Source organism: Devosia sp. 2618 (assembly GCF_040546815.1).
GTDB lineage: Bacteria > Pseudomonadota > Alphaproteobacteria > Rhizobiales > Devosiaceae > Devosia.
Map to the genome: position 1 here is coordinate 1286573 of NZ_JBEPOO010000001.1, position 12370 is coordinate 1298942.

The following is a 12370-nucleotide window of genomic DNA, read 5'->3' on the forward strand; positions in this document are numbered from 1 at the left end:
CATCTCTTATAGGGTGATGATTGCTTCAGGTTGGCCGGCAACGTCGACGTCGATGGCAAAAAGGCCTCCGGCGACTTTTTCGGCGGCGAGCTGTTCGGCGCTCATGTTCTTGTTGGCTGTGGTGATGAACATGGTCTTGAGGTCCTTGCCGCCAAAGGCGGGGCAGGTGACCTGGCTGACAGGGACTTCGACGATGCGGTCGATCGAGCCGTCCGGCGCGTGGCGCACGACGCAACTGCCGCCCCACTTGGCGTTCCACAGATAGCCTTCACTATCGACGACCGCGCCATCGGGATAGCCGCGCCCTTCGGACACGTCAGCGAACAGTTCCCATTCGCCAATCGGCAGGCCGGTCGCCGGATCGGTGGCGACCTTCATGATTTTCTTGGTCGGGGTGTCGGTCCAATAGGCCGTGCGGCCATCGGGCGAAAAGCAGGTCGCGTTGGGAATGGCGATGCCCGATTTAAGCGTTGTCAGCGTGCCGTCACGATAGTGATAGACAGCGCCGATGGGAGCTTCCTCTTTGCTCTTGTCCATAGTGCCGACCCAGAAGCCGCCCGATGGATGGACGCGGCTGTCATTGGTGCGCGTCGCGGCATTGTCGGCCTCGATTGCAATGATCGGCGCGAGGCCACCTGTCGAAATCTGGAAGCCCTTGAGGCCGAATTCAGTGGCGAGCACCAGCGTGTCGTCATCGACGACGGCGGCTGCAGCAACGGTTTCGTTGAACAACCACTGGTCGGCAATTTCGCCCTCGGCGGTCACGGCAAAGAGGGTCTGCTCGTTGATATCAAAGAAGAACAACTGCTGACGGCCAGCATGCCAGATCGGGCCTTCGCCCAAGGCACACTGGCTGTCGAGGATGAGCCTTGCGATATTGCTCATCGAGCCTTCCCCGCATCGTAAGCAGCAACGGCGGTGGCCGCGCGCTCGGCGACGTCGGCCGCTGTCATACCGGGCTTATAGATATAGGTGCCGAGGCCAAAGCCGGTGCAGCCAACGTCGAAATATTCGTTGAAATTGTCCGGGTTGGCGCCGCCCACGGCATAGACCGGCATTTCGGGCGGCAGCACGGCCTTGATCGCCTTGATGCCCTTGGGGCCAAGAACTTCGGCCGGGAAAAACTTCAGCCCCGTCGCTCCGGCCTTGATGGCGCGGAAGGCTTCGGTGGGCGTGAACACGCCGGGATAGGACAGCAACTGGATGCGGACGGTTTCTTCGATCACAACCTTGTTGGCATCGGGCGACACGATGAACGTGCCACCGGCATCGGCCACGGCCCAGACCTGCTTTTTGGTCAGCACGGTGCCCGCGCCAATCGCGGCCTGATCGGCCAGCGAGTTTGAGGCCAGCGCAATACTGGTCAGCGCGTCAGGCGAATTGAGCGGCACTTCGATCATGGTGATGCCGGCGGCAATCAGCGCCTCGCACACCGCGACGGTTTCGCTTGGGGTAATGCCCCGCAGAATAGCGATGATGTGGCGGTGGTTCATCGACGAGGCTCCAGTTCATTGGTAAAATTACGCGCAGCCTTGAGGCCGGCGAGAACAATCGCGGTGGCATCCTGTGGCGTGCCGCTGGCGCCGGCCAGTGTGAGGACCTGCGCATAGAGCGCGCACAGCGTTGGCGAGCCGATCAATGGCACGTCCTGCGCGCCGATCAGATGACGATTGGCCCCCACTTCGGTGCCGATCAGCAGGCCTGAGAGATAGCCGGCGCACCAATCAGGCTGACGGCCTGATAGCAGCGATCCGGCACGCACCTGAAATAGCGTGCCCAGCAATTGTTCGGGATGATCAAGTCCCGCGGCAGCACCCGCCGCAAAGCCGTCCGCGCGACCCGGGCCATCTATGTCGCCGTTAAAGGAATGGCGCAGCACAGAATGGGTGCGCAGCACTTCAAACACTTCGCCGGTCATGGCAGTCGAAAAATGCTCGATGCGCGATCCGGAAAGCTTTGCCCATTTCGAATGCGTTCCGGGCATGCAGACAATGCCCGAAAAACCGGGATGGAGCGCCGCAAGACCGAGCAGCTGGGTTTCCTCGCCGCGCATCACATTGTCGCCGCCGGCCTTCTGGCAGACGCCCGGCAGAATGGAGGCGATGATGCGATTGTCGGCCATCGGCTGCACCGCACCGGCCAGCAGGCTGCGCAGATCGGTTGGCGCTTCCAGATAGGGAGCTTCTAGCCAGCCCTGTCGCGCACCCGCCATGCCGCAGATCAGCACCTGAATGGGGCCGCCATGCGCGGTCTGCACGTCTTCCAGCAGGCCCGTCAGCACGCCGGGATAGTCCTCGCGCGCTAGCTTGCCCATGCCGCTTGGCGAGACCTTTTCAAACACCACGGAACCATCGGCCGCAATGCCCCAGGCACGCAGGTTCGAGGTTCCCCAGTCCACGGCAACCCAGTCTACAATATCAGTCACGAAATCCCTCACCACCGGCGTCCTCGCGGCGCGACCCTAATCGCTGACACCAGATTCAGCCAGCCAGATTTTGTGAGGAGAGTGATGGCGGGCGGCGGGGAACCAGACTTGCCCCCGCCACCCGCATTGCCGATCCTAGTTCGCAGCGGGCTTGCCCAGTTGCGGATAGGCTATGCCGAGCTGTTCGAGATAGGTCTCGTGCTTGCTGGCATCGTAGTAGAACTCTTCCTGCAGCACGCGGAAGCGGGCGTCCGTGTCGGCATTAAGGTGCGTCGACGGCACATCGCCTTCGCCCTCGAATGGGAAGTACTGGATGTCCTTGGTTTGCACGTCGCTGAAATAGGTCTTGGCCGCGTCGACCAGCTCCGGCTCGAGCAGGACATCAAGCGCCGTCAATGCCGTCACCTTGGCACCTGTCAGGGCGCCCTTGTGGGCGATTGGCGTCGCTTCGGCGAGGGCTGCCTGCCAGTTGTGGATGGTTGTGCCGGCGATATTGGCCGGAAAGCTCAGGCGAACGGTCGGCACTGTCCACATGACGGCGCCAATGTCGTCGGATGGGCCCGAGCCAACGGTTTCGACGGGGCCAGCAAGATCGCCGATTTCGGTGCGAAGCCCGATCGGCGCCGAACCGACGGCTTCCTGCACGGCCTTGGCATAGCCCTGATCGTCGTCGTTCCAGGCCGGCATGCCGACGCTCTGGATATTGGCATACATGGCTTTGGCCAGCGCCTCATTGCCATGCGATGGCCAGGCTGAACCCAGAATGCGGCGTTCCCAATTGGTGCCGGTCATCAGCGTTGCGCCCTGGGCAATGTCGTCGGCAATCTCGAGCATTTCGAGTGCGGCTTGCGGCGACGTGTTGCGGAAATAATACCACACGCTGGCATTGTCCGGCACGATATTTGGCTGCAGCCCGCCATTGGTGATGACGTAGTGCGAGCGCTGGTTGGGGTGCATATGCTCGCGGCGGAAGTTCCAGCCAGCATTCATCAGTTCCACGGCATCGAGCGCGCTGCGGCCGACCCAGGGGCTGACAGCGGCGTGCGATGATGTGCCGGTGAAGCTGTACTCGGCCGATATCATCGACATCGAATTGGACTGGCCCCAGGACGTGCTCAAGCCATTGCCAACATGGTTGGAGAGCACCACGTCGATATCGTCGAAAACACCGGCAGCGACAAACCACTGCTTTGCTGCCAAAGCCTCTTCGGCAATGCCGGGCCAGACCTGCAGCGTGCCGGTGATGTTTTCGCTTTCCATGATGTCTTTGACCGACAGCGCAGCGACGACGCTTACCGCTATACCCGTATTGTGGCCTTCGCCGTGGCCCGATCCGCCCTCGACCATCGGCATCCGCTCCAGCACGCCGGGCATCTGCGATTGGCCGGGCAGGCCATCGACGTCGGAGTTAAACGAAATGGCGGGACCTTCGCCATTGCTCCAGGTTGCGACCCAAGCCGTCGGCATCCCCCCGATGCCGGTTTCGATGGTAAAACCCTCGGCCGCAAGCATTTCGGTGAGGTAGCGCATGGTCTCGGTTTCATGGAAACCGACCTCGGCGAAGCTGAAAACAGAGTCGACGATCTCCTGCGTCAGCTTGGCCTTCCCATCGACGATTTCGCCCAGTTCAGCTTTCAGAGCTGCAGCATCCTGTGCCGTTGCAGCAATGGATGTCGATGCAAGCAGAATACCGGCCAACACGGTTAGTCGCTTCATAGTAACTCTCCTGATTACGTCCCCGGCAATCCCGCCAATTTTTCGTCGGCGGGCCCCTAATGCCGGGAATGGCATCAGACTAGGTGGTGAGTTAGAATTGTCAACGCATTATGACCTAAAAATTAGCATTAAAAACTAATGCCTATAAATTGGGCTGAGTGATCTTTGTGGGGCTGTCGACGCGGGCGGATAGGAATTTGGCGGTCTGTAAAGCTGGCAAAATGTCCTTGGGAAAAACAGGAGTTCCACTCACTCCAATCTGCAGCGGGATGCGTCGATCGCGCTTAGAAGGTCGCGAAGCATTTCCTCAAATTGATCGAGAGGGGTGGATTTTGGCGAGGCAGGTTCCGTGATGATTAATTGTATGATTTTTGCGTGGAATGGCCTTCATTCTGCCGTACGTCATGCTAGAACGGTTCTAACGCGGGCGACCTGTGAGACCGCGATTTGAGGAAATCTGAGATGACGGCAGCAAACGGCGGGGCCGATTCGCCCAAGAAATTGCGTTCACGCGCATGGTTCGATAACCCCGACAATCCGGACATGACCGCGCTCTATCTCGAGCGCTACATGAACTTCGGCGTCTCGCGCGAAGAGCTGCAGTCCAACAAGCCGATCATCGGTATCGCCCAGACTGGTTCAGACCTGTCGCCCTGCAACCGCCATCACATCGTGCTGGCCGAGCGCGTGCGCGAAGGCATCCGCGAAGCGGGCGGCATTGCCATCGAGTTTCCGGTTCACCCGATTCAGGAAACCGGCAAACGTCCTACGGCCGGCCTCGACCGCAACCTTGCCTATCTCGGTCTCGTCGAAGTTCTCTATGGCTATCCGCTGGACGGCGTTGTGCTGACCATTGGTTGCGACAAGACCACTCCCGCCATGTTGATGGGCGCGGCGACGGTCAATATTCCGGCCATCGCGCTGTCGGTCGGGCCGATGCTCAATGGCTGGCACAAGGGCGAGCGTACCGGCTCCGGCACAATCGTCTGGAAGGCCCGCCAGATGATGGCGGCCGGCGAGATCGACTATGCCCAGTTCATCGAGCTGGTCGCGTCCTCGGCGCCGTCCACTGGTTTCTGCAACACTATGGGCACCGCCAGCACCATGAACTCGCTGGCTGAATCGCTCGGCATGCAGCTGCCCGGCTCGGCCGCCATTCCGGCGCCATATCGCGATCGCCAGGAAATGGCCTATCGCACCGGCAAGCGCATCGTCGACATGGTGCACGAGGACCTCAAGCCCTCCGACGTCCTGACCAAGGACAACTTCATCAATACCATCGTGGTCAATTCAGCCATTGGCGGTTCGACCAACGCGCCGATCCACATTCAGGCCATCGCCAAGCACATCGGCGTGGAGCTCGACCTGCAGGACTTCCAGACCTACGGTCACAAAGTGCCGCTGCTGGTCAACATGCAGCCGGCTGGCGAGTATCTGGGCGAGGACTTCTACCACGCGGGCGGTGTGCCGGCGGTGGTCAACGAGTTGATGGCCCAGGGCCTGATCCGCGAGAACGCCCCGACCGTCAACGGCAAGACCATTGGCGAAAACTGCCGGGCGTCCACGATTCAGGACGACAAGGTCATCCGCCATTTCGACAATCCGCTCAAGGCCGAGGCCGGTTTCCTCGTGCTGCGCGGCAATCTGTTCGACAATGCCATCATGAAGACCAGCGTGATCTCGACCGAGTTCCGCGATCGCTACCTCAACAACCCAGACCATCCGGGCATGTTCGAGGGCAAGGCGGTGGTGTTTGATGGTCCCGAGGACTACCACCACCGGATCGACGATCCATCGCTCGACATAGACGAACACACGCTGCTGTTCATGCGCGGCGCGGGTCCGATCGGTTATCCGGGCGCGGCCGAAGTCGTCAACATGCGGCCGCCCGATTACCTGATCAAGAAGGGCATTCATGCGCTGGCCTGCATCGGCGACGGCCGTCAGTCGGGCACGTCGGGTTCGCCATCGATTCTCAACGCCTCTCCGGAAGCGGCGGCGGGCGGCAACCTCGCTATCCTCAAGACGGGCGACCAGGTGCGGATCGACCTCAACAAGGGTCAAGCCAATATACTGATCTCGGACGAGGAAATCGCGACGCGTCGGGCCGAACTCGAAGCCAACGGTGGCTACAAGTACCCCAAGCACCAGACGCCATGGCAGGAAATTCAGCGCGGTATCGTCGGCCAGCTCGGCGATGGCGCCATCCTCAAGCCAGCCGAAAAGTACCAGCGCATCGCCCAGACTTTTGGCGTGCCGCGCGACAATCACTGATTGGTTCGCTGAAAATGACGAAAGGCCCGCGCATCGCGCGGGCCTTTTTGTTTGGGATGAGTGGTGGCATGCCCTCGTGGTTCGAGGCTCGTCAGAACTCGCACCTCACCATGAGGGCTACTCGAACACTCGACCATATGAGTAGCCCTCATTGTGAGGCGGGAACGCAGCGACCCTCGAACCACCCTGAACTTGTCGAAGGAGGACGTGCCCCAAAGCTCAATGCACAAAAGAAAAGGCCACCGCGAAAAATCGCGATGGCCTCATCCGAGCTGCGCCGAAGCGCGCTCGCCAGTCTAGAAAAAACTAGAGCAGGGTCAGGTTGGTTGCCGATTCCTTGCCGTCACGGCCGGTCTCGAGCTCGTAGGTCACCTTGTCGTTCTCGTAGAGGCCCTGGAGGCCCGAACGCTGAACAGCCGAGATGTGGACGAAAGCATCCTTGCCGCCATTTTCTGGCGAGATGAAGCCGAAGCCCTTGGTGGTGTTGAAGAATTTAACGGTGCCGGTGATGAGGGCCATGATAGTTTCCTTTTGCTCGTAGCATCAGCGAACGAGCGGTTATCCAATGACAACATGCCAGAGGAAAATAACGTTCGCATGGTAGAGAAGGAAGCCACGGTCCGGCGAACCGGCATTAGGCAGCCGACTTAGGCTGAAAACGTATGCGACCTATATGGCACGGAATAGTCTATATTGCAAGATGGACGATATTGACAGTTTGCAGCCAACTGTGAAGCACATTTCAGCTTTTGTTCGAAGTGCTGACAAAACAACGACATATGCGACCGGGTGATTTCCGTCATCGGTTGCTGGCAGGCAAGGTGTCCCGGTCAAATTCGCGTGCGCGCCAACAAAAAGGGGCCGCGCCAACTGCGCAGCCCCATAGATCAGCAGCCGATGGTCAATACTTGCGAAGCAGACCCACAAGGCGTCCCTGTACCTTGACCCGGTCTGGTGGGAAGATACGCGTTTCGTAGGCGGGGTTGGCTGCTTCGAGCGCGATGGTGTTGCCCTTGCGGCGCAGCCGCTTCAACGTTGCTTCCTCATCGTCAACAAGTGCGACGATGATCTCGCCCGTGCTGGCGGCATCCTGCTTTTTGATGAGCACGGTGTCGCCATCGAAAATACCGGCGTCGATCATCGAGTCGCCGCGCACTTCGAGCGCGTAATGCTCACCGGCGCCGAGCATTTCGGGCGGCACCATGATGGTGTGGGTGTGATTCTCGATTGCCGAAATCGGCGTACCCGCCGCGATGCGGCCCATGACCGGAATGGAAATCGGCCTGGCATAATCCTCGGCCGCCGACATGCGCGAGGGGGGCGATGCGACCTTGCCCAGATTGCCTTCGATCACCGATGGCTCAAAGCGCGCCTTGCGGCCACCGAGCGAAGGGTTCATCGAATCGGGGAGTTTAACCACCTCCAGCGCGCGGGCCCGATTGGGCAGGCGGCGAATGAAGCCACGCTCTTCGAGCGCCGTTATCAGCCGATGAATGCCGGACTTGGATGCCAGATCAAGCGCATCCTTCATCTCATCAAAGGATGGAGGAATGCCGCTTTCCTTCATCCGTTCGTGGATGAACATCAGCAGCTCGTGTTGTTTGCGCGTGAGCATGGGCCCTCTCGGAGCGGGAATCGGAACATAGGCAGAACGACCATACGCGTTCCAGTTATGTTCTGCAATATGCCCAGCAAATTTCTGCTTTTGGCAGCGAGTTGTCCGTCAGAACCCGTCGAGCGGGATGGCCCGGACAATGGTTCCGGGCGACTGCCCAGGGTCAAATTCTGGCTGAATGATCAGCATATCGGCCTGCGCCAGCGACGAAGTATGGCCGCTATCGGTCTGCGCGATCGGCTGCAGCTGCGGGCCGGTCGGCGTCTGGATTAGATGGGCGCGCATGAAGTGGCGGCGGGCGGTGTTGGGCGGCGTGGGACCAGCCAGCGGCAGGCTCCACAGCGCGGGCTCAGGAAAGCCGAGGAAGGCGCGCAAAGCGGGGCGGATGAATACCATGGATGTGACCATGGCCGAGACCGGATTGCCGGGCAGGCCGAACACCAGCGTCTTGCCACGAGTGCCAAACATTAGTGGTTTGCCGGGCCGCATGTTGATGCGCCAGAAATCGAGCGTCACGCCAAGGTCGACCAGGATTTCCTGGACGATATCGTGATCGCCAACACTGGCGCCGCCAGTAGTGATCAACACATCCGGTTCGGCTGCGAATATCTCGGTTAGCTTGTCCCGCAGTTCCTGCCGATCATCGCGGGCGATGCCGTAGTCGGTGACGGTCTCGGCATAGGGCAGCAGTTCGGGGCGCAGGCCAAAGCTGTTGGAGGCGACGATCTGGTCGGGGCCAAGCTCGGAGCCAGGCAGCACCAGTTCGTCGCCGGTGGCCAGTAGCGCGATGCGCGGGCGCCTGGCCACCTGCAGCGTTGCGGCATTGGCGGCGGCGGCGACCGCCAGTTGCATCGGTGCGAGGCGGACATGGGCGTCGACCACCTGCTGGCCCACGGCAAAGTCATTGCCTAGTGCGCGCACGCTGTGGCCACGGCGTGCTTCGGTGGTGAAGGAGACAAAGCCATCGCTGGCCTGCGCCTCTTCCTGCATGATGACAGTATCGGCGCCCTCGGGCACCGGGGCGCCGGTGAAGATGCGGATCGCTTCGCCGGGCATCAGCGTTTTGGCGTAGCTTGCGCCGGCCTGCGAGGTGCCAACCACAGGCAGGCGATGACCGGGCACGATGTCCTCTGCGCGCACGGCGTAGCCGTCCATGGCGCTCGAATTGAACGGCGGCTGGTTGTGGGTCGCGACAATGGGTTCGAGCAGCACACGGCCGGTCGCATCGGCCAGCGATACCGTCTCGGCGACGGGGGCGGGCACGCGCTTCAGGATTGCCGCGATGGCGTCTTCGACGGGCAGCAGGCTCATGGTCGGGCAAAGTCGCCGGATTTGCCGCCGGATTTTTCCAGCAGGCAGATATCGGTGATGGTCATGGCGCGGTCGATCGCCTTGGCCATGTCATAGAGCGTCAGTGCAGCTGTCGAGGCGGCGACCAGCGCTTCCATTTCGACGCCGGTCTGTCCGGTGGTTTCGGCCGTCGCGTGAATGGTGATCGCTGTGGCGCCATCGGCCTCGATATCGACGCTCACCTTGGTCAGCGGAATGGGGTGGCAGAGCGGGATCAGGTCGCTGGTTTTTTTGGCGGCCATGATGCCGGCAATGCGGGCGACGGCAAGCGCGTCGCCCTTTTTGAGCCCACCGCCCATGATGGCGCTGACCGTGGCGGCCTCCGCAGTGATGCGCGCCTGCGCCACGGCCCGACGTTTGGTAACGGCCTTGTCGCCGATATCGACGATATGGGCTTCGCCGCGGTCGTTGAGGTGGGTGAGCCTGTTGGTCATCAGGCGGCGGTCTGCGGCGAGCCAGTCAGCAGTGTGCGCGTGGCGGCCACCACGTCGTCCTGCCGCATCAGGCTTTCGCCGACGAGGAAGGTGCCGATGCCCGCTTCTCGGTCGAGCTTGAGCACATGCTCGTGGTTGAGAATGCCGCTTTCGCTGACCAGCAGAGTGCCCTTGGGCACGCCGACCGCGAGGTTGATCGAGGTTTCGATGCTGGTCTCGAAGGTGCGCAGGTTGCGGTTGTTGACGCCGATGAACGTGGCTTCAAGCGCCAGGGCGCGGTCGAGCTCAAGCTGGTCGTGTACTTCTACCAGCGCGTCCATACCCCATTCTTCGGCTGCGTCGAGCAGGTAGCGGGCGGTTTCGTCGTCGACGGCGGCCAGGATCACGAGGATGCAGTCGGCGCCCCAGGCGCGGGCTTCGGCGACCTGATAGGTTTCGAACAGGAAGTCCTTGCGCAGCACGGGCAGCTGCGTCGCCGCACGGGCCTCGATCAGATAGCTCGGCGAGCCCTGAAAGCTGGGGCGGTCGGTCAAAACCGACAGGCAGGCGGCGCCTGCGGCCTCATAGGCGCGGGCGATTTCGGCCGGGTTGAAATCGGGGCGGATCAGGCCCCTGGAGGGGCTGGCCTTTTTGACTTCGGCGATCAGGGCATATTCGCCCTTGGCACGCTTGGCCTTGATGGCTTTGATGAAGCCGCGTGGCGCGGGCTGGTCATGCGCCTCGGCAACCACTTCGGCCCATGGGCGCATGGCTTTTGCTGCCGCGATTTCTTCGCGTTTATAGGCTTCGATCTGCTGGAGAATATCGGTCATTTATCTCGTCCGTTCGATACCGCCACGAGGCGGGCGAGTGTTTCTTTGGCCTTGCCACTGTCGACGATGCTGGCCGCCGCCTCTGCGCCTTCGCGCAGGTCTGCAACCTTGTCAGCCACAATCAGCGCCGCGCCTGCATTGAGCAGCACGACATCGCGATAGGCGCCGGGGGCGCCATCGAACAAAGCATGGATGGCTTGGGCATTATAGTCTGGATCGGCGCCGAGCAGGTCCTTTGCGTCATAGCGCTTGAGGCCTGCCGATTCCGGGGTCACTTCAAAGCTGCGCAGGTCGCCATTGGCAATCTGGGCGACAAAGCTGGGGCCGGTGACGGTGATTTCGTCCAGACCATCGCTGCCATGCACGACCCAGGCCTTGATGGCGCGATTGGCGAGCAGTGCCGCAGCAACCGGTTCAACCCATTCCTCGGCATAAACGCCGAGCATGTAGCGGCGCACGCCGGCTGGGTTCGATTGCGGACCGAGCAGGTTGAACATCGTGCGCACGCCCATTTCGGCTCGGGCAGGGCCCACATGGCGCATGGCCGGGTGGTGGCTTGGCGCGAACATGAAGCCGATGCCAGCTTCGGTGATGCAGCGCGAAATTTCTTCGGGCGTGAGGTCCAGCTTGACGCCCAGCGCTTCGAGCGCCTGCGACGAACCGGACTTGGACGACAAAGCGCGGTTGCCATGCTTGGCCACCGGAACGCCGGATGCCGCGACCACGATGGCGCTGGCCGTCGAAATATTGAGTGTGCCGCCGCCGTCACCGCCGGTGCCGACAATGTCGACGGCGTTTTCGGGGGCGTCGACCTTGACCATCTGCTCGCGCAGGATCGAGACCGCCGCAGCGATTTCGCCGACGCTTTCGCCCTTGATGCGCATGCCCATCAGGAACGCGCCGATCTGGCTGGGTGTCGCGTCGCCCGACATGATGATGCGCATGACGCTGCGCATCTCTTCGCCGGTCAGGTCCTTGCGGTCGGCAATCTTGTGCAGTGCTGCCTTGATATCCATTGTTACGCGGCCTTCTTCTGGTTGAAGTCGCGGGCAATGTTCAAGAAGTTCTGCAACAGGGCATGGCCGTTTTCCGAGGCGATGCTCTCGGGGTGGAACTGCACGCCATGCACGGGCAGGGTCTTGTGCTGCATGCCCATGATCAGGCCGTCATCGGTCGTCGCAGTCACTTCGAGCACGTCGGGCAGGGTGTCTTGCTTGACGATCAGCGAGTGGTAACGCGTCGCTTCGAAATCGTTGTTCAGCCCACGGAACAGGCCCTGGCCGGTGTGGTGGATCTTCGACGTTTTTCCATGCACCAGGTGCGGCGCACGGATCACATCGCCGCCCATGGCCTGGCCGATAGCCTGATGGCCGAGGCATACGCCAAGGATCGGCGTGGTTGCCGAAAACCGGTCGATCAGCGCCAGGCAAATGCCGGCTTCGTTGGGCGTCGCCGGCCCGGGCGACAGCAGAATGGCTTCGGGCGCCATGGCGGCGATTTCATCAAGCGTAATCTTGTCGTTACGCACGACCGTGATGTCGGCGCCGAGTTCGCCCAGGAAATGGACGAGATTGTAGGTAAAGCTATCGTAGTTATCGATGACGAGAGTCTTGGTCATTTGGCTCGCTCCTCAGCAGTCTCTTTCCAACCACCGGGTCATTCCCGCACAAGCGGCACCCCCGGTTTCAGAAGCAGCCCCGCCATCGATGTTGCGGCCCAAAACTATCCCCATCGTCACCACCGG

Annotated in this window: 12 protein-coding genes; 1 reads left to right on the forward strand and 11 read right to left on the reverse strand. The window is 61.3% G+C overall.

Annotated features, from left to right (window positions below; translation table 11 throughout):
- Positions 1 to 6: 6 nt before the first annotated feature.
- The 4 genes from ABIE28_RS06495 to ABIE28_RS06510 form a co-directional block, all read right to left on the reverse strand.
- Positions 7 to 885: an SMP-30/gluconolactonase/LRE family protein gene (locus tag ABIE28_RS06495; RefSeq protein WP_354061223.1), complete on the reverse strand. Its 879-nt coding sequence runs from the start codon at positions 883 to 885 to the stop codon at positions 7 to 9.
- The gene (locus ABIE28_RS06500) at positions 882 to 1493 is read right to left on the reverse strand and encodes a 2-dehydro-3-deoxy-6-phosphogalactonate aldolase (protein ID WP_354061224.1); all 612 of its coding nucleotides are present in this window, start codon (positions 1491 to 1493) and stop codon (positions 882 to 884) included. Before ABIE28_RS06500 ends, ABIE28_RS06495 begins: the two co-directional genes overlap by 4 nt.
- On the reverse strand, positions 1490 to 2425 hold the full coding sequence (locus ABIE28_RS06505) for a 2-dehydro-3-deoxygalactonokinase (RefSeq protein ID WP_354061226.1): 936 nt from the start codon (positions 2423 to 2425) through the stop codon (positions 1490 to 1492). The genes ABIE28_RS06500 and ABIE28_RS06505 overlap by 4 nt, the downstream gene beginning before the upstream one ends.
- 135 nt (positions 2426 to 2560) lie before the next feature.
- Positions 2561 to 4141 (reverse strand): amidohydrolase, encoded by a 1581-nt coding sequence (locus ABIE28_RS06510; RefSeq protein WP_354061228.1) that lies wholly within the window; start codon positions 4139 to 4141, stop codon positions 2561 to 2563.
- 462 nt (positions 4142 to 4603) lie between these two features.
- On the opposite strand from ABIE28_RS06510, the gene ABIE28_RS06515 reads away from it, so the two are divergent.
- Positions 4604 to 6415 carry an IlvD/Edd family dehydratase gene (locus ABIE28_RS06515; RefSeq protein WP_354061230.1) on the forward strand — a complete coding sequence of 604 codons (1812 nt, stop codon included), beginning with the start codon at positions 4604 to 4606 and terminating at the stop codon, positions 6413 to 6415.
- Positions 6416 to 6721: 306 nt separating this feature from the next.
- On the opposite strand, the gene ABIE28_RS06520 is transcribed toward ABIE28_RS06515, so the two are convergent.
- The 7 genes from ABIE28_RS06520 to ABIE28_RS06550 all read right to left on the reverse strand — a co-directional run bounded on the left by ABIE28_RS06520 (position 6722) and on the right by ABIE28_RS06550 (position 12244).
- A complete protein-coding gene (locus ABIE28_RS06520; protein WP_056230464.1) occupies positions 6722 to 6934 on the reverse strand; it encodes a cold-shock protein in 213 nt (70 codons plus the stop codon).
- A gap of 382 nt (positions 6935 to 7316) precedes the next feature.
- Positions 7317 to 8030 (reverse strand): transcriptional repressor LexA, encoded by a 714-nt coding sequence (gene lexA / locus ABIE28_RS06525; RefSeq protein ID WP_354061232.1) that lies wholly within the window; start codon positions 8028 to 8030, stop codon positions 7317 to 7319.
- A 108-nt stretch (positions 8031 to 8138) separates the two neighbouring features.
- Positions 8139 to 9341 carry a molybdopterin molybdotransferase MoeA gene (locus tag ABIE28_RS06530; protein WP_354061234.1) on the reverse strand — a complete coding sequence of 401 codons (1203 nt, stop codon included), beginning with the start codon at positions 9339 to 9341 and terminating at the stop codon, positions 8139 to 8141.
- Positions 9338 to 9814: a cyclic pyranopterin monophosphate synthase MoaC gene (gene moaC / locus ABIE28_RS06535; RefSeq protein WP_354061236.1), complete on the reverse strand. Its 477-nt coding sequence runs from the start codon at positions 9812 to 9814 to the stop codon at positions 9338 to 9340. Before moaC ends, ABIE28_RS06530 begins: the two co-directional genes overlap by 4 nt.
- Positions 9814 to 10626, reverse strand: coding sequence for an indole-3-glycerol phosphate synthase TrpC (gene trpC / locus ABIE28_RS06540; RefSeq protein ID WP_354061237.1), 813 nt, complete (start codon positions 10624 to 10626; stop codon positions 9814 to 9816). Before trpC ends, moaC begins: the two co-directional genes overlap by 1 nt.
- Positions 10623 to 11642, reverse strand: a complete 1020-nt coding sequence (gene trpD, locus ABIE28_RS06545) for an anthranilate phosphoribosyltransferase (protein WP_354061238.1) — start codon at positions 11640 to 11642, stop codon at positions 10623 to 10625. The genes trpC and trpD overlap by 4 nt, the downstream gene beginning before the upstream one ends.
- 2 nt (positions 11643 to 11644) lie before the next feature.
- Positions 11645 to 12244, reverse strand: a complete 600-nt coding sequence (locus tag ABIE28_RS06550) for an anthranilate synthase component II (protein WP_354061240.1) — start codon at positions 12242 to 12244, stop codon at positions 11645 to 11647.
- Positions 12245 to 12370: the final 126 nt, after the last annotated feature.

What these genes read in the sequence shown, in the direction of transcription:
- ABIE28_RS06550 (WP_354061240.1), bottom strand. Translation starts at nt 12,244, where the DNA reads ATGACCAAGACTCTCGTCATCGATAACTACGATAGCTTTACCTACAAT.
- ABIE28_RS06520 (WP_056230464.1), bottom strand. Translation starts at nt 6,934, where the DNA reads ATGGCCCTCATCACCGGCACCGTTAAATTCTTCAACACCACCAAGGGC.
- ABIE28_RS06500 (WP_354061224.1), bottom strand. Translation starts at nt 1,493, where the DNA reads ATGAACCACCGCCACATCATCGCTATTCTGCGGGGCATTACCCCAAGC.
- ABIE28_RS06495 (WP_354061223.1), bottom strand. Translation starts at nt 885, where the DNA reads ATGAGCAATATCGCAAGGCTCATCCTCGACAGCCAGTGTGCCTTGGGC.
- trpD (WP_354061238.1), bottom strand. Translation starts at nt 11,642, where the DNA reads ATGGATATCAAGGCAGCACTGCACAAGATTGCCGACCGCAAGGACCTG.
- ABIE28_RS06510 (WP_354061228.1), bottom strand. Translation starts at nt 4,141, where the DNA reads ATGAAGCGACTAACCGTGTTGGCCGGTATTCTGCTTGCATCGACATCC.
- ABIE28_RS06515 (WP_354061230.1), top strand. Translation starts at nt 4,604, where the DNA reads ATGACGGCAGCAAACGGCGGGGCCGATTCGCCCAAGAAATTGCGTTCA.
- trpC (WP_354061237.1), bottom strand. Translation starts at nt 10,626, where the DNA reads ATGACCGATATTCTCCAGCAGATCGAAGCCTATAAACGCGAAGAAATC.
- ABIE28_RS06530 (WP_354061234.1), bottom strand. Translation starts at nt 9,341, where the DNA reads ATGAGCCTGCTGCCCGTCGAAGACGCCATCGCGGCAATCCTGAAGCGC.
- lexA (WP_354061232.1), bottom strand. Translation starts at nt 8,030, where the DNA reads ATGCTCACGCGCAAACAACACGAGCTGCTGATGTTCATCCACGAACGG.
- moaC (WP_354061236.1), bottom strand. Translation starts at nt 9,814, where the DNA reads ATGACCAACAGGCTCACCCACCTCAACGACCGCGGCGAAGCCCATATC.